Source organism: Streptomyces olivaceus (genome assembly GCF_000721235.1).
Lineage (GTDB): Bacteria > Actinomycetota > Actinomycetes > Streptomycetales > Streptomycetaceae > Streptomyces > Streptomyces olivaceus.
On the sequence record NZ_JOFH01000007.1, the window covers coordinates 72,894 to 91,060 of the forward strand.

The 18,167-nt window shown below is 77.0% G+C and carries 1 protein-coding gene (only partly in view); it reads right to left on the reverse strand.

Annotated elements, in window-relative coordinates; translation table 11 throughout:
- Positions 1–18,167, reverse strand: partial view of a lonely Cys domain-containing protein gene (locus IG94_RS38510; RefSeq protein WP_157852237.1) — the 3' portion only. It continues 15,487 nt past the right edge of the window; only the last 18,167 of its 33,654 coding nucleotides appear in the window; its start codon lies off the right edge, out of view; the stop codon is at positions 1–3.

The following is an 18,167-nucleotide window of genomic DNA, read 5'->3' on the forward strand; positions in this document are numbered from 1 at the left end:
TCACTGTCGTGTGCCGGCGGTCCGCTCCGCCTCCAGCCGGGTGAGCAGTGCGCGGGCGTGCTCGTCCGGGAAGAGTCCCTCACGGGCCACGGAGGCCCGCAACTCCTCCTCGGTCAGCGGGTAGACGTCCCAGTACCGGCCCCAGTTGTCGGAGTAGACCGAGGTCGCCCCGGGGTCGAACTCGTCCAGGGCGAGCTGGGCGCCGGTCATCACCTCGTGGAAGCTGTGGTGCCCCACCCCGACCAGGATGCTCGCCAGTCCGGCCCGGACGAGGCCGAGGTCGACGGGGACACCGGCGAGCCGGGTCAGCCGGGCCACGTGCGTGAGGATGCGGTAGGCGCTGCCCGAGGTACCGGTCAGCACCAGACCGCCGGAGTCCTCGGAACGCGCCTGGAAGTCGGCGGCCATCGGCAGCGTGTGCTCCATGGAGGCGGGCGACCAGAGCAGCTCCCCGTCCCGGACCGCGCGCCGCCACTCGGCCTCGCTGAGCGGCGGACTGACCTCGTCGGGGCGCAGCGGCGTACGCAGCATCGCCTCCAGGTCCTCCATCTCCTGCGCCTCGTCCTCGGGGTCCAGTTCCGCCGCGCGGAGTTCGGCGACCCTCCGCTCGTACTCCTGGAAGAGCTGGCTCCGGTGCCGGTCGCGGCGCTCCACCCCGATCACCGGGTGCTGGGGCTCGACGCCGCCCATGAGGTGCGGGACGAGGTCCTTGGCGACGCCGTTGAACAGGAAGGTGACCCGTTCCCGCAGGTTGCCGGAGTCCACGACCCGCGCGAGGGCCTCGTACCGCTGTCCGACGGCGCCGGCGGACATCTCGTTCCTGCTGCCGAACAGCCGGTAGTCGAGGCGGTTGTGGAGCGTGATGCTCCAGAAGGCCCGTACGACCTTGCCGAGTTCGGCGTTGACCTGCTCGTTCTCCCCCAGGTGTGCGGCGAGTCGCTGCTCGAAGAGGAGGGCTTCCTGCGCGTAGCGGATGCGGGACAGGACCCAGTCGGGTGCGGGGAGGTCGCCCGCGCGCCCTTCCGTGCCGCCCCGGGGCTCCGCGTCGGCGTCGGCGTCGTCGGCGTCCGGGCCGGAGTCGGCTGCCTCCGCGTCCGTGTCCGGGTCCGTGTCGTCGTTCAGGGTGAGGGCCGGGAACGATTCGAGGAGCGGGGCGGCGCCGGCCCTCGCGAGCGGTGCCTGGACCGGGCGGGGCGCGTCGCCGGGGGACGTGGCCTGGGCCGGGCGGGCCTTCTCCCAGGCAGCGGCGTCCGGTACGTCGCCGTCGGGCGTCGGACGCAGGGTGAGGACCGGCTCCCCCGAGGTTCCGGTCGCGGAGAGGTCCGCCGGGAACCCCGTCCACCACACGGTGCGGCCCAGTCGCTGGGCGATCCGCTCCGCGAGGTCGCCGGGGTCGCCGTCGTGGGCCGAGAAGGCGAGGACGACCGGCACGTTCAGTTCCTTTCCTGCCAACGACGTGTCGTGCGCCAGGAGTTCGAGGAACTCGCCGGCCGCCACCCGATGCGTCTCCCCGTCGAAGGACAGCTCCAGGAGGTCGGGGGCGTTGCCGTCCGGAGTGACCCGTACGAGGTAGGGGGCGGGGCCCTTCCGGCCCGCCCACGGCGCGTCCGCGGTGCCGGAGGGCGTGCCGAACTCCGCCAGGTCGACCGTCGTCGGCGCCTGCTCGGCGGTGTAGTCCCGGCCGTCGCCGCTCTCGCCGCCGTGCACCGTCTCCACGCCGGTGGCGGCGTACACCCCGGACTCGTCCAGGTCGTAGGCGGCCGCCACGTCCGGGTCGGCGGCGTCACGGCCGGTGGCGAAAGCGCGGGTGAGCAGGTCGAGCAGGGTGTCGCGGTGGCCGGCGGGCCGTGTGCCGGACCGCAGGTGGAGCACCTTGGGCACGCGGACGTTCAGGTCCGTGCCGGGGGCCCGCAGGGTCTCCTCGGCCTTCACCCGGGCCCAGAACATCCGCGAGCGCACGGCCTCGCCCACCTGGTGCGGGCCGGACAGGTCCAGGGCGGTGACGGCCTCGTCCTCCAGGTCGCCGTCCCGCATCCACTGGGCGGCCTCCTCGATCGCCGGCACCTCCGCGAAGCCGACCAGTTCGTCGCCGGGCCACGCCGCCCAGTGGTCCGCCGCGGCGGCCAGCACGCGGCGCACGGCCGCCCGGTCCACCCCGGACGCCGCCTCCGGGTGCGCGGCGACCACCCGGTTCAGCAGGTCCAGGGTGAACGGGCCGGCGGCGTCGAAGTCCGTGTCGCTGCGCCACATGTGGTCCACCGCGGCCACGCCGCGCAGCAGGTCCCCGAAGTCGGCGGCGTCGTCCACGTCGTGGCCGAAGGTCAGCCGCAGCGCGCGCACCAGGCGCAGCGTCCCGGCGCGCATCTCGTCGGAGACCTCGCCGTCACCCGGGGCCAGACCGGCGAGGGCCGCCAGCCGGTCGAGATCGGCGCCCGAGGGGTCGGGCCGGAACAGGGCCCACGCCCGGTGGCGGCCCTGCGCGTCGGCGAACAGGGTCCGCGTGTAGCGGCCGTCGTGGCTCCGGGTCCCCTGCGAGCTGTAGGACAGCCGGACGCTGCGGCCCGTGGAGTTGGCGAGCTGCTGGCCCATGGAGAGGCTGCTCAGCGGGTCGGGGACGAACGGGCCGGCGTAGGCGTCGCTCGCCGTGTTCGGCGACACGGGCACGGCGCGGTCCCGGGGGGCGCCGCTCCAGCAGACCACGAAGTCGATCCAGTGGTCCTTCGGCAGGCTCGACAGGCTCTTGCGGCGCCTGAGCCACGGCCCGGCCTCCCGCTCGTCGACCGGCCTGACGGTGCCGTCCCGCATCGCCAGGTGCAGGTGGCCGGGCGAGCCGTGCATGTCCAGGCGGTAGGCGGCGTTCTCCGCGCCCGGACGCGGCAGTTCCCGCTCGGCGGAGACCTGTCCGGTGGCCGGGTAGTAGTGGACGTACGTCGTCATCCGGTCCAGGTGGCGGTCGTCGTCCTCGAAGGCGGTCGCCCACTCCCCGGCGTGGTGCGAGGCCCGCCCGATCTGCTTGCCGGTCAGCGCGCTGACGATGGGCCGGGTGGCCACCTGCTGGTACCAGTCCGGCACGTCGTCGTCGGGGTCGGGCGCCAGGCCGGGCTCGCTCGCGGTCCAGTCGCCCTCGGGGGAGCCGGGGCGCCGGACCGTGTCGACGGTGCTCACGCCCTGGTCCGAGCTGAGCGTCACCTCGCCGCTGTGCGCCCACACCGTCAGGCCGGTGCGGTCCGCGAGCGTGCGCGGCAGGTCGAGGTACTGGTCGCCGGCGAAGGGCACGGCCAGCACGAGGGGGGTGTCCTTCGGCAGCCGCTCCCGTGCCACGTCCGCCGCGACCAGCTCCGCGAACTCGTCGGCGTCCAGGTCCCGCGTCGTGCCGTCCGGCAGCAGCACCTCCACCTTGTCGTGCCGCCCGCCGGCCGCCACGACGTACGGCGTCGTGCCCGGAGGCCAGGGGGCCGGCCGGGTCTCCGCGACGGTGTAGGGGCCCGGTCCCGTGTCTTCCAGTACGTCGCCGCGGGTGGTGTCCAGCTCGGCGGCCGAGTCGGTGTCCGGGTCCCAGTTGAGGCCGGGTACGCGGCGGCCCCCGGCGGTGAAGTGGCGGGCCCGGCCGGGGCCGGTCACGCCCAGCTCGGCGAGGTGGTGGGCGGCCAGTGCGGGCAGGCTGGTCGCGCGTCCGGCCGCGGCGGCCCGGTTCACCAGCGCGAACAGGGCGTCGCGGGTGCCCTGGTCCACGACCGTGCCCGGGTCGAGGTGCAGGACTCGGGCGGCGAGGGCGTCCACGTCCAGCGGACTGTGGCGCAGGACGCGGTCGCGGCGGCGGAGGGCGTCGAGGGTCTGCGTCGCGGACGCGTCCGGCGCCTGGACGACGCGGATCGCCGCCTGCCGCCCCAGGTCGGCGCGGCTGACGCCGGCGAGCCCGCCCGTGCCCGTCCAGCCGTCGGGTACGCGGGTCATGGCCAGCGCCTTGACGCGGAAGTCCTGGGCGGTCAGCCGGGGGGCGTCGGCGGGGAGGTTCCGCTGCAACTGGTCGAGTGCCTGCGCCAGTTGCCGCAGGAAGTGGCTGCGGGCGGCCGTCGCGCGCTTCAGGCCCCGGTTGCCCTGGCCGTCGGCGCCGTAGCCGGTGACCTCGACGCGCGGCGGGGCCCAGCCCTCCCGGCGGTTGTGCAGCCCGGCGGCGGCCACCTGGTGGGCCAGCCGCTCGATGGTCTCCCGGCCGGCCGGCGAGGGGACCGTCGCCTCGCGTGCGTAGGCCACGAGGCTCCGCGGGGGCAGGGCGGCCGGCGACGGGGCCGCCGGGCCCGTGAACACGGGCGGGGCGGGGGTGGTGGGCGCGGGCGCGGAAGGGGGCGCGGGGGCGGGAGAGAGCGCGGGCGCGGACGTCATCTCCACCCCCTCCATGGGCTCCCCGGCCGACGAGCGCGCCTTGGCGGCAGGGAGCGGTACGTCGGTGGGGGCGGTGAGGTCGGTGGCGGCAGTGGGGTCGGTGGCTTGCTTGGCGGGCGGGGCGATGGGGCGCGGGCCCTCCTGGGGGCCGGCGGGGTCGGTGGGGCGGGCCTCCTGCCAGTCGGCGGCCGTCGGGGTGCCCGTGGTGATGATCGACGGGACGAGCGTGGGCACCGAGGCGCCCGTGTCGTCCGTGCCGGAGAGCTCCGCCGGGTACCTGCTCCACCACACGCTGCGGCCGAGGCGCTGGGCGATCGTCTCCGCGACGCCGTCCGCGGGACCGTCGATGCCGGCGAGCACCAGCAGGACGGGGACCGAGAGATCCTTGCGGTTCAGGTCGGGGTCGGCGGCGAGCAGCTCGGCGAACTCGGCGGCGGAGGTGTCCCGGAGGGCGCCGTCGATGCTCGCCTGGAGGCGGTTGCCGTCCTGGAGGTCGACGTAGGCCGCCACCAGGTACGGAGTGGGCCGGTTCCCGCCGGAGGCGTCCGGGCCGGCCCACGGCGCGTCGGCGAGGCCGGCCGGGGTCCTGGTCCTGCCCACCTCGGGCAGCAGCGTCGCCGTGTCCCGCCAGTCGCGCCCGCCGCCGGACTCCGTGCCCATCGTCGTGAGCGTCGCGGACCAGTCGAAGGCACCGCCGGTCTCCAGGGCGTAGGCAGCCGCCACGTCGGGGTCGGCCATGTCCCGGCCCGCCGCGAAGCCCCGGGTCAGCACCGACAGTGCCCGCTCGTGCCGGGCGGCGTCCACGTCGAGGGCCGGGTCGAGGTGGAGCAGCCTCGTGGTGAGCGCGTCCGGCCCGGCCCCGGCCAGTGTCTCCACCGCCTTGACGCGGGCCCAGAACACGCGGGTCCGCTCGGCGGCGCCCACGTCGTCGGGGCCGGCGAGCCCCAGCGCGGAGACGGCCGCCTCGTCCACCGCCGCGGTGTCCTGGAGCCAGCGGACCGCGGTGTGCGCTGCGGGCAGGTGCACGAAGCGGCTCAACGGCGCGGCCGGCGCGGCCCGCCACGCCTCCGCGGCCGCGTTCAGCACCCGGCGGACGGCGGCGCGGTCCACTCCGGAGGCGGCCGACGGGTGGGCCGCGACGACCCGGTGCAGCAGGTCGAGGGAGAAGGGGCCGACCGGTCCGAGGACGGGGTCGGCGTGGCGCATGGCGTCGAGCGCGACGGCGCCCCGGAGCAGGTCGGAGTAGTCGGCGGCGTCCTCCGCGTCGGGGCCGAGGACGCGGCGCAGGGCCCGTACCAGTCGCAGGGTCGCGGCCCGGCTCGCCGGCGACGGCTCTCCCCGGTGGCCGGCCTGCGCCGCCAGCCGGTCCAGCTCGGCCTCGCCGGGCTCCGGGCGGCTGGTCTCCCACCACCAGCGGCGTCCGCGGACGTCGGTCCACAGCAGGCGTGCGGGATCGCCGCCGTGCATGCCGGCGCCCTGCACGTCGTGGGAGAGGCGCACCGTGCGTCCCGTCACGTTGGCGAGGTGCTGTCCCAGGGAGACCGCGTCGTCGGCGAGCGGGTCGGCGGCGAACGGCACGGCGCCGTAGAGGGCACCGGCGGGCGGGCGGTCCTGCGTCGCGCTGTCGCGGGGGGCCGAGGAGTGGCAGACCACCAGGTCGATCCAGTGGTCCTTCGGCAGGCTCGACAGGCTCTTGCGCCGCCGCAGCCACTCCCCCGCCTCGTGCCGGCCGGCCGTCCGCGATCCGCCGCCGGCCAGCGGGAGCATCAGCCGGCCGGGCAGGCCGTGGCCCGCCAGGTGGTACGCCTTGTCCTTGGGCCCGGGGTCGTCGAGCGGGAGCTGCGCGGAGTACGTGCCGGTGGCCGGGTTGTAGTGGACGTACACCGTCATCTGGTCGAGGCGGCTGAAGTTGTCCTCGCGCTCCTGCAGTTCGCCGTCGTCGTGCAGGCTGCGGCCGATCTGCCGCCCGGTCACGGAGCTGACGACGGCCTGGCTCAGGACGTCGCGGTGCCAGGCCGGAGCCGAGTCGTCGGCGTCGGGGGCGAGGCCCGGCCGGACCGCGAGCCAGGAGCCGTGCGGTTTCCCGTCGCGCCGGAGCACGGCGACGGTGGTGCCGGAGGCCGGGTCGGGGTGGCGCCGTGCCAGGCCGGTGTGCACCCACACGGTGCGGCCGGTGCGGTCCGCGAGCGTGCGCGGCAGGTCCAGGTACCGGTCGCCGGCGAACGGCACCGCCAGCACGATCGGTGTCCCGTCCGGCAGGGAGCGCAACGCCGGGTCGGCCGCGACCAGTTCGGCGAACGCGTCGGCGTCGAGGTCGCGTGTCGTCCCGTCGGGCAGCGTCGCGGTCACCGTGTCGTGGCCGCCCTCGGCGAGGACGGCGTACGGGGTCGTGTCCCACGGCCACGGGGCGAGGTCCGTCGCGCCCAGGGGGGCGCCGGGGGTCGTCGTGGACGCGACGGTGCCCGCGCCGTCGGCGGGGATCTCCTCCACGAACAGGCCGTTCATCTCGGCGACGTCGGCGCCGGTCCAGTTCAGGCCCGGTACGCGCGTCCCGCCGACGGTCAGATGCCGGGTGCGGTCGGCCGCGAGGACGCCCTCCTCCGCCAGGTGGAACGCGGTGAGCGCCGCCACGCTCGACGCCCGTCCGGCCTCGGCCGCCCGCCGGGCCGTCGTGTACAGGTCCTTGCGCGTCTCCGGGTCGACGAGGACGTACGGCGCCAGGCGGAGCACCCGCCGGGCGACCGCGTCCGCGTCGAACGCCCCCGGGCGCAGCGCGGGGTCGCCGCGGCGCGCCGCGTCCAGGGCCTCGACGGCCGCCGCGTGGCCCGGCGAGGTGACCGCGATCGTGGCCTGCCGGCCCAGGTCCGTACGGCTGACCGGCCCGGTCTCCGTGGTGGCCGGCTCGCCGGGCACCCGTGCGCGGCCCCGCGAGGTGACCGTGAAGTCCCTCGCGGTGAGCCGCGGCCGTCCCGCCGGGAGCCGGTCCTGGAGGGTGCGCAGGGCGTCGTCGAGCGCCTGCACGAACAGGTCGTGCGCCGCCCGCGCGCGCTCGTCCCCGCGTCGCCGGGCGTCGTGTTCCCGCTGCTGTGCCGTGCCGGCGCCGCGCGCGTCGGCGCCGTACCCGGCGATGTCGGCCTTCGGCAGCGGCACCCCGGCACGCCGGTTGCGCAGGCCGGCCCGCGCCACGCGCTTCGCCAGCCGTTCTACGCTCTCGTGCGCGCCGGCCGAGGGGGCCGTCCCGGCCGGTTCGAACGCCACGAGGCTCAGCCGGGGCAGGGGCGCGAGCGGCCTCGCGGGCGCGGCGGTGACCGGCGCGGCGAACACCGTGTGCCCGTCGGCCGTTTCCAGCGCGGTCGGGCTCGGGGCCGTGGGTCGCGTACCGGACGGGTCGGTGTCGACGGCGGTGGAGTCGGGACCGGTCGGATCGACGGCGGTCGGGTCGGGACCGGTCGGATCGACGGCGGTCGGGTCGGGACCGGTCGGATCGACGGCGGTGGTGTCGAAGGCGGTCGGGTCGAAGCCGGTGAAGTCCAGGTCGGTGACATCGAAGTCGGTGAAGTCGAAGCCGGTGAAGTCGAAGCCGGTGAAGTCGAAGCCGGTGAAGTCGGTCGGATCGAGGTCCATGCCGTCCAGGACGGACGGGTCGAAGTCGGCGAGGCCGGTGGTGTCCGGGTCGAGACCGTCCAGGAAGGACAGGTCGACGTCGGGCATGTCCGTGTCGGGCAGGTCGGTGCCCGTCCCCGACTGCGCCGCGGGCGCCGGCCGCCGTGTCCCGGGCGGCCCCACCGGACGGCCGCCCCTCGCGTCGGCGTCCGTCCCGGTGTCCTCCGCCGAGTCCGCGGGCGGGCCCTCCCCCGTCGCCCCCGCCGTCGCCTCCGCCGTGTCCCCTCCCGCGGCCTCCGCGTCGGTGCCGGGCGTCGTCCAGCGCGGGTGCAGGTGCAGTGCGGGGCGGAGGGCGTCGGCCAGTTCGGCGGCGGACCCGGAGTCCGTTCCCCCGGCCAGCACGTGGTCCGCGACCCGGCGCACCGCGTCGCGGAACTCCTCGCCCGCGTACCGGGAGTCGGCGAGCACGTCGTGCGGCTCGGCCGGCAGGACCAGGACGACGGCGGCGGACCAGGCGCGGGAGGCGTCGGCCTCGTCCGTGCCCTCGGGCGCCGCGTCCGCGAAGCCGGCGTACGCCCGTGTCCACAGCCGCCGCGCGGCGTTGGCCGCCACGGTGTCCGACGCGGCCGTCCAGGGGCCGGGGCCGGTCATCCGGATCCGGGCCAGGTCGAGCGGTGCCAGCGTGGCCGCGGGCAGGCGGTCGTCGCCGCGCAGCATCATCTCGGTGCGCTGCCCGACGGAGGGCGTGAGCCCCGCCGCCTCCAGGTCGCGCAGGCCGACGGTCTCGCCCTCGGCGGCGGGCGTCGGCGCGGGCGGCAGGTCCGCCTCGGTCACCCGGTCCGCGATCCAGCGGCGGGCGTCGGCGTCCCTCGGGACGGACGGCGCCGTGTACCCGAGGTTCCCGTTCTCCCCGGTTTCTTCGGCGTCCCCGGTCTCCCACCGTGCCTGCCGCGCCGCGCCGAGTGCCTCCGGGGCGACGCCCAGGGTCCGCAACCGCGCCTCGGCGTCCTCCAGTCGGCGGCGCGCCGCGTCGGCCGCTGCCCGGGCCTCCGCCACGGCCGCCTCGTCGGCGCCGGTCCGCTGCGCCGTCGCGGCCCCGGCGGTTGCCGCGCCGAGCGCGGACAGGGCCCGCGCGTGGGCCTCCCAGTCCGCGGCGGTGGCACCGACGGGCTCGCCACCGGACTCGGTGACGGGTTCGCCGCCGGACTCGGTGACCGACTGTGCCGGCCGGTCCGTCCGGAGCGCCGCCGCGGAGTTGGTGGCGCCGGCGACCGGGCCCGTGGGGGGAACCTCCGGGTCGCCCTTGGGGCGGGCGGTCCGGTCCCAGGTGCCCGTCGGGGCCGGCTGCCCGTCGGGGCCGGGCAGCATCGCGACGGTGTACGTGCCGGTCGCCGGATCGTGGTGGAGGGTGGTGGCGCCGCGGGTGGTCCACCAGTTGCGGGCCGAGTTGCGGGCGCCCTCGTCGGGCAGGCTGCCCTCGGGCGGCCGTACCCCGGCCGGGCTGCCGTGCGGGATCACCGCGACCACCTCGGTGTGGCCGGCCCTGCCGAGCAGCTCCGCGTCGTGGAAGACCAGTTCGCCGAACTGCCGGGCCGGCACCGCGGCCGGGGCGGGGCCCGGCAGCACCAGCCCGTCGGCGTTGCCGTCGGCGACGTAGACGAAGGGGGCCGGGCGGCCCGGCTGCGCGGCCCAGGGCGCGGGCTCGCTGCCGACCGGGACCAGGGAGCCGTCGGGCCCGTGCCCGAGGAGGGTGACCACGCTCGGGTCGAAGGTGCCCTGCGGCCGGTGCGCGCCGTCCAGGGTGCGGCCCCACGCCGTGCCGTCGGCGTTCGTCAGGAGCCGCTGCGGCGCCAGTGCGCCCTGCTGCTCCAGGCGGTGGGCGGCCAGCTCGTGGATCTGCCGCGGGTCGCGGCCGACGGCCGCCGCCTGCCGCGCCGCGGTCACCGCGTCGCCGAACCGGGCCGGGTCGGGGGCGGGCAGGTGCAGCACCGCGGCGGCGAACGCGCCCCGGTCCACCCGGCTCGTCACCAGGGCGACCTTGAACGACGCCCACACCAGCCGGGAGTACTCGCTCTCGCCCACCGGCGCCGCGGCGTCGAGTCCCAGGATCTGCCGGGCCAGCTGCTCGCGCTGCGGGGACGCGGCGAGGCCCGCCAGCAGGTGGGCCAGGTGCGGCAGCGCGAGCCAGTCGCTCAGGGGGCCCGGCTGTCCGGTGCCGAGGCGGGCGGCGGCCTCGGTGAGGAGGCGGCGGTGGTCGTCCTCGGTGGCGGGCGGCACCGGTCCCGGCGCGTGTGCGGCCGAGCGGTGCCGGGCGAGGATCTGCTCGTACAGGTCCAGGGTGAACCGGTGCGCGCCGTCGCGGTTCAGGGCCGGGTCCGCCTGGTGCATCAGGTCGAGGGCGCCCATGCCGCGCAGCAGGTCCGGGTACGGGGCGCTCTCGTCGACCGTGGGGCCGAAGATCTCGCGCAGCGCCCGCACGAGCCGCAGGGTCCGTTCCCGTACGGGTTCCGGGACGGGGCCGGTGTCCGTGTGGAGCCCGGCCAGGCGGGCCCGCAGGTCGAGTTCGTCACCGGACGGCTCGGGCCGGAACGTGACCCACTGGTGGGCCCGGCCGCGCGCGTCGGTCACGAGGTTGATGTACGACTGGGGGTCGTTGTGCCGGGCCGGGCCGACCGAGTTCGACAGGACGGTCGCGAACACGGTGCGGCCCGTCTCGTTGGCCATGTGCTGGCCGGTCGCGACGGCCGCGAGGGGGTCGGGCACGAACGGCAGCGGTCCGCTGATGTCGCCGCCGAGTATGCCGCCGACGCCGGGGCGCGCCGCCGCGTAGCAGATGAGCGGCACCACGGGGTGCCCGGGAGCGAGCGAGGCGAGGCTGCGGCGGCGGGCGAGGGTGCGCGCGAACCGCAGCCCGTCGTCCTGCCGCGGGCCCTGCGGGGTGTGCCACACGACGCTGTCCGGCGCCCCGTGGTTGTTGGGGAAGTACGGGGCCGGCAGGCCGAGTTCCACCCAGGGCAGGGTGGCGGGGGTGCTGCCGTAGTCGTAGCCGCTGCGCACGTGGGTGTAGGAGGTGACGGACCCGAGGCGGCTGTGTTCCAGCGTCCGTGACCAGCCGCCGTCCGGCTCCTGGGCGAGGTCCATCGACAGGTAGCCGGTGGACCGGTGGCCGTCGTGGGCGACGGAGAGGGCGGTGACCCGGTCGTCCGCCGTGCCCGCGGGCCCGTCGGGCGGCGGGGCGGGCGCGGTGGCGGGCGTGCTGGCGAGCCACTGGCCCCGGGGTGCCTGCCCCTCCGCGTCGAGGAGCAGGAGACGCGAGCGGTCCGGACTGCTCGGGAGGCGTCCGACGCCCGCCCGGCCGGTGGCCGCCCACACCTCGCGGCCGAGCCGGTCGGCCAGGCCGCGCGGCAGGTCCAGGGGTGCGGCGCCGGGCTGCTCGGCGTGGAGCAGTACCGCGCCCGGCCGGCCTGCCAGGTCCTGGTCGAGGGCGAGCAGTTCGTACAGCACCTCGGGCGGCACGGAACGCGTGAACCCGCCGAGCCCGCGTACCACGGTCCCGTCGCCCCGGCCGACGGCCAGGACGAGATACGGGTCGGGGTCGCCCGGCGCGGGGCGCCACGGCGCGTCCTCGGCGCCGCTGTCACCGGTCGTGCCGTCGGGGGTGCGCCGGAGCCGGCCGGTGCTGTCCGCGTCGAAGTCGGCCGGCAGGGCGCGGCCGGTCCAGTTCCGGCCGCGCGGGCGGCCCTGGGCGTCGGTGAGCCGGAAGTCCGGGTGGAAGGCGCCGCGGTGGGCCAGGTAGTGGGCGGACAGCGCGGGCAGGGAGGCGACCCCCGCCGACGAGGGGACCGTCATCAGCCGGACCAGGGCGCCGCGGGCCGCGGCGTTCACCGGCTCGGCGGGGTCGAGCAGCAGCACCCGGCGGACCGTCGCGTCCAGGTCCAGGAAGCCGCCGCGCAGCCGGGGGTCGGCCCCCCGCAGCCGGTCCAGCCGCTCCAGCGCGTCGGCGGCCCGCTCCCGGTCCACGTTGCTGAGGGCGCCGAGGCCGTACAGCGCGTCGAGGAGTCCTTCGCGGTGCCGCTCGGCCTCGTCGGGCGCCACGTCCTGGAGCGGGCCGGCGCCCGGGGTGGCGCCGGGCCCGTTCGCGGGGTCGCCGAACGGGTTGGTGCGGTGCGGCACCCGGAGGTCCGGCGCCTGCGAGCGGGGGTGGTTGAGGCCGGTGGTGGCGGGCCGGGTGTGGATGGGGCGCGCCGGTGCCGGGCGGTGCGGCAGGCCGGTGGTGGTGGGGGCCAGCGTGCCGGACCGGCCCTCGGCCTCGTCGCGTTGGGCCTGGGCGTGCTCGTCGGGGAAGCGGCCCTCGCGGGCGACGTTCTCCCGCAGCTCCTGCTCGCCGAAGGGGTGGATGTTCCAGTACCGGCCCCAGTTGTCGGTGTAGTCCAGGGCCGGGTCGTGGCCCGCCAGGTCGTTCAGCGCCAACTGGGCGCCGCGCATCACCTCGTGGAAGGTGTGGTGGTCCACCGTGAGGGAGACGGCGAGCATGCCGGCGCGGATCAGGCCGAGGTCGAGGTCGACGCCCCACTGCTCCCGCATCCGGGCGGCGTGCACCATGAAGCGGTACGTGGATCCGGCGGTGCCGGTCGCCACCAGGCCGCCGGACGCCTCCGAACGCTGCTGGAAGTCGGCGCTCATCGCGAGGTCGTACAGGGACGTCGCCGGCAGCCAGGTCAGGCCGTGCTCGTTGACCGCGATGCGCCGCTCGGCCTCGCTGAGCGGCGGGCGCGCGTCCTCGGGGCGGGTCCGGATCGTCACCGACCGCTCCAGTTCCTCGACCGCCGCCTTCTTCTGCGCGGGGGTCAGGTCCGGGGCGGCGAGGATCTCCTTGGCGCGCCGCTCGAACTCGGCGTGCGTCTCGCGCTGCCGCCGGCTCGGCCGCTCCTCGGCGATCTCGGGGTGCTGCTCCTCCCTGCCGCCGAGCATCTCGGGCACGAAGTCGCTGGAGATGCCCTCGTAGAGCAGCGCCACCAGTTCGCGCAGGTTGCCGTCGCGCAGCACCTGCTGGAGCACCGGTCGGGACGTGCCGACGACGCCGGCCTTGTACTTGCTGGTGTCGCCGAACGCGCCGAGGCTGCGGGGGTGCCGCTCGCGCGCCGCCTTCCACGCCGCGTTCGCCATCTTCCGGTACTCGGCGACCACGGCCTCGTGCTCGGCCAGGTACTCGCCCAGCCTCTTGTCGAAGGCGAGGGACTCCTCGGCGTAGCGGATGCGCGCCATGACCCACGGCGGCGCGGCGCTGTTCCGGTGCTCCGGGCTCGGCTGCGGAGAGCGGCTGCGGGCGCGGGACGCGGAACGCGCGGGGGACGCGGAGCGCGCGGGGGTCCCCTCTTCGGAGGCGGGCTCCTGCGGGCCGGGCGCGGTGGCGGTGGGTTCCTCCGGGCCGGGCGCCGCGGGCCGGGCGTCCGTCGGTGCGGCGGGCGTCGGCCGCGGGAGCGCGGTGCCGGCGGGCGCCGGGTCGGCGGACGCCCGGCGGCGGTCGTCGATGTCGACGGTCACCACGCGCCCCGCGTCGGGGTCCGTGGCGCCGCGTACCCGCTTGGCGTCCAGGTCGAGGGGGAAGTCCCGTACGGCGAGGGGTGTTCCGGCAGCGCCCTGCTGGGAGTCGGCCAGGACGCGGGCCAGCCGGGTGCCGAGCGCCCTGCCGACGGCCTCGGCGCGCTTGCGGGCGCTGGCCTGCGACCGGTTGCCGTGGCCGGTGACGGTGACCGCCGGCAGCGGCAGGCCGTGGGCGCGGTTCCACAGGCCCACGCGGGCCAGCGTCCGGGCCAGGGCGTCGATCGCGGCGTCGGCTCCCGAGGGGAGGTCGTGCTGCTCGCGGGCGAAGCGGATCGTCCGCTGGTGGGGGCGCGGGGCGTGGCCGTGGAGCACCACCGTCGTCAGCGGGTTGGCGAGCGCGGGCGCGTCCTCCGACAGGAGGGCCGCGTTGACCTCGTGCGCCGACTCCCCCGGCCGCTTGCTGTACGCCCGGAAGAACCACAGGTCCGCCGGGTCGAGCAGCGGCGCCGCGGCCCGGATCGCCTCCTTGGCGCGGGTGCGCGCCCGCTCCACCTCGCGCAGGGCCAGGGCGTGTTCGGGGCGGTCCTCGTCGAAGTAGAACGGGATCTGCTCGGCGTCGTGGACCTCGGCCAGCGCCCTGGCGACCCGGGCGAGGTCGCCCAGGCGGGCCGTCTCCGTCGCGTCCGCGCCGTCGCTCCGGGCGTCGGCCAGCCGCTGCTCGGCCGCCCGGGCCAGGCGGGTCAGGCCGTCGCCGCCGTGCCGGTCGAGGTTGTCCTCGACGATCGCGTCGAGTTCGCCGTCCGGGATCGTCCCGCCGTGGGAGTGGGTCTCGTTCTCCAGCGTGATCTGGTGGGTGCCGTCCTCGCTGGCGAGGACGACCTGGGCGAAGTGGTAGGGGGCGTGCGGGCCGACCCGGTCGCCGGGCTTGGCGTGGTTGTGGGTGAAGAGCTGCGCGCCGCTGTCGTTGGTGGTGCTGACCGACTGGATCAGGTAGCCCTCGCCGACGCCCGCCCAGGCGTGCTCGTTGACGCCGATGCGCCGCGCGGCCGCGGCCAGCGGGGCGCGCCGGGGGTTGTCCGCCGGTACGTGGCTCAGGGCGCCGCCGTAGCGCTCGCCGGGGGTGGGGGCGCCGACGACACCGCCGGTGAACCGCGGGTCGCGGCCGGTCTCGCGGGCGGCCCAGCGCGGGGTGGCGTCACCGGCGGGGCGGGTGCCCTCGGCGACCTCCGTGAGGGCCTGGGCGAGGTGGTGGGTGCCGGTGACCTCGCGGCCGTGCTGCCCGTTCACGGGGGCGGTGGCGACGGTGCCGCCCGCGGGGCCGCGGAAGGCGACGTGGGACAGGGAGGCGGGCCCGGTGCCGGCCACCATCTGGGCGAAGTCCCGCGTGAAGGCGTGCTCCGAGCCGCCGGACGCGGTCAGGAACTCGGGCTCGACGCGGAACAGGGGGGCACCGTAGGAGCCGTCCTCGCCGGGGAGCAGGATGCCCGTCGCCTCGTCGGCCTTCAGCCGTACGCCCGCTCCCGCCGCGGCCAGCCGTGCCGAGGAGGCGTCGATCGCCGCGCGGGTGGCGTACACCTGGCGGCCTCGGCCGGTCGTGCCCTCGCCGTCGGCGAGCAGCGCCAGGGTGCGGTCCTCGGAGACGTGCAGCGGCGGCCGGTCGGCCATCGGGACGGTGCCGTGGTCCTGGCTCGGCAGCAGCAGCGAGTCGGGCCCGGCGCCGGTGCCGTCCCCGGCGGCCACCTCCGCGACGCGGCGCGGGAGCGGCCGGGTGAACAGGACGCCGGTGCCGCGCTTGTCGATGACGCCGTAGTCGCGGGTGGTCAGCGGCCGGGTGCGGCGCTCGTCGATCCGCCGTTCGAGGACGAGTTCGTCGGCGAGGCGGTCGAACTCCGCGTCGCCGTCGCTGCTGGAGTACTCACTGTCGTCGCCGTCCGGGCCCGCGTCGCTGTCGCTGTCGCTGCTCAGGTCCCGGGCGCCGGGGAGGCCGTCCTGCTCCGAGGGGTCGACCGGCGCCCAGCTCGCGCCGGTGTCGCCGTCGCGCAGGTCCAGGGCGAGGCGGGACCCGGCCGTGGGGTGCGTGGCCACGGCGACCGGTGCCTCGGGGCGCCAGACGCGGCGGCCCGTGGTGCCGGCGACGAGGACGGCGAGGGGCGCGGCGATGTGCGGGGGCAGGGCCAGGACGATGTCCGCGCCGCGGGGCCGCCGGTTGTCGTAGGAGATGAGCATCGCGAGCTCGTCGAGACGGGTCACCCGGAAGGTGCGGCCCGGCGCGAGGGAGACCTCGACGGCTCCGTCGACCGCCCGGGCGACGACCATGTAGGGGTTGTGCCAGGGCGCGGACCGTTCGACGACCCGGCCGGTGCCGCGCAGGACGTAGGAGTCGGGCGCGGGGGCGGGCTGTCCCGACCGGCCGAAGTCGCGTCCGGCGGCGTTCCGGGCGGTGTCGCGCAGCAGTGTCCCCTCGTCCAGGGCGCCGCGTCCGGTCTCGATCTGCCGCTCGACGAAGTAGCGGGCGAGGTCGTCGGTGGTCTCCAGGTCGTCCGAGGAGGCGTCGAGCGCCAGGGAGCCGAGGAGCTGGTGGTCGGCGGGGCCCGGCCGGGCGTTGCCGGGCAGGTGCAGGACCTGCCGGGTGACGCGGTTCAGGGCGCGGTACAGCGACTGCGGCTCCTGGTCGGCGCCGGCCTCGGTCGAGACCAGCTCGTACAGCGCCTCGGAGGTCTCCCTGAGCCGGTCGCCCGGGACGGTGTCCCACCGGGGTCCGAAGACGGTGTTCAGCCAGCCGGTGTCGGCCCAGCGCGGCTGCTCGTCCCCGTCGTCGGGGTCGTCGGAGTCGTCGGAGCCCTCGAAGTCGGATTCCTCGGACTCGTCGGACGCCTCCTGCACCGTGGTCATCGGGCGGCCGCCGGGCAGCGGCGGCGGGACCGCGCCGTCGGGGCCGGTCTGCGGGGTGCGTTCGGGGAGTGAGACCGGGTCGGTCCAGGCCTGTTCCCGCAGTTCGGCGGGTGCGGCGGCCCGCGCGTCGGCCCAGCTCGCCCCCTCGGGCGAGGGGTGCGGGTCGGGGTCGCCGGTGACCGCGGCCAGCAGCTGGAGGTGGCGCGGGCGCAGACCGCTCTGCGCGAGGCCGTCGGGGGCCGGTTCGCGGAAGGCGCCCAGGAGGCTGCCCGGCGCGTCGAGGCGGTCCGGGCCCGCGGCGTCGGGCGTCTCGTCGCGGAGGAAGAGCTGGTGTCCCAGCTCGTGCGCGAACTCCTCCGGGTCAGCGTCGGCCCACCACGCCAGCTGGTTCATCGGCTGGTCGCGGCCGACCAGGTCGACGGTGAGGTGCGGGTCGTCGTCCGGGCCGACGAACTCGACGGTGACGTGCAGCCGGTCGCCGCCGGGCAGGCGGTGGCCGGGCCGGTTGTAGAACCGTTCCACGCCCTCGGCCACCCGCGCCGTGACGGCGTCGGCCGCCTCCGCGTGCGGGCGCAGGGCGAGCCGCACGGTGAGGTCGGTGACGTTCTCGCCGCCGTGGGTGAAGCGGCGTACGTCGAAGGCGGAGCGCACGACGGTCCGCGGCCGGCCGTCGCGGTGGGCGGCGGGCGGCGGCCCGTCCTGGCGGAGCGGCACGCGCAGCGCGGTGGAACCGTACGCCGGTACCACGTACAGGGCCTCGGAGTCGGCCGCGATCCGCTGCGGTACGGGGTCGGGGTCGAGTTCGGCCAGGTGCGGCGCGAGGGACTCCATGTTGGCGACGCGGCCGATCCAGCCGCTGTCGCCGCGCAGCAGCGTGCCCGTCGCCGCGTGCACGAAGTCGTGGCCGAAGCGCGTCCATCCGTCCGGCGGGACCTCCGTCCCGTCGGGCAGCCTGAGGTGCCCGGTGTCGGCGACCTCGTAACGGAGGGGCTGCGAGCGGGAGTCGGCGGGCCGGGTGTAGGTGTACCAGTGCTCGGGCGGACGCGCCGTGCCGGTGCCGGGGGACTTGCCCTTCGGGTCCGCGGGCGGACGTGCCGCGGGTGCTTCGCCGACGGGGACGACGGCGGACGGGTGGACTCCGCCGTGGCGGGGCCGCGCGAGGGTGACCGGGCGGCCGATGGGCCACTGCTCGGTCATCGGGTCGAGGCCGTCGTCGCGGGAGCCGCCGCGCAGGCCGCCGCCGGTCCGGAGGCTGCCCCGCGGGCCGCGGGTGGCGACGTCGCGCAGTCCGCCGCGGTGGTCGTCGACCGTGACGTCCACGGTGGTGGCGCCCTGGTCTCCCCCGAGCGACGCCCTTCGGGCCCGCACCGAGACCGGGTCGACGGTGAACCGGTCGGCGGTGAGGTGCGGCCCGGGGGTGCCGTCCTGGAGCGCCGCGAGCGCGTCGGCCAGTTCGCGGCGGAAGGAGCCCGCGACCGCCTCGGCCCGCGCCTGGGGGAGGTCCCGGCCGCCCAGGCGGGCGGTGCGCTGCCCGCTGACCGTGACGTCCGGCAGCGGCAGCCCGTTGGCGGCGTTCCACAGCCCCGTCCTGGCCACCACCCCGGCCAGGTGCCGGATGGCGCCGCGGGAGCCCTCGGGGGTGTGCTGGACGCCCTTGTCGAAGGTGACGGAGACCGGCAGCGCCTGCTGGCCGCGGAGCACGACGGCGGTGAGCGGGTTGGCCTCGGCCGAGGGGCCCTCGGTCA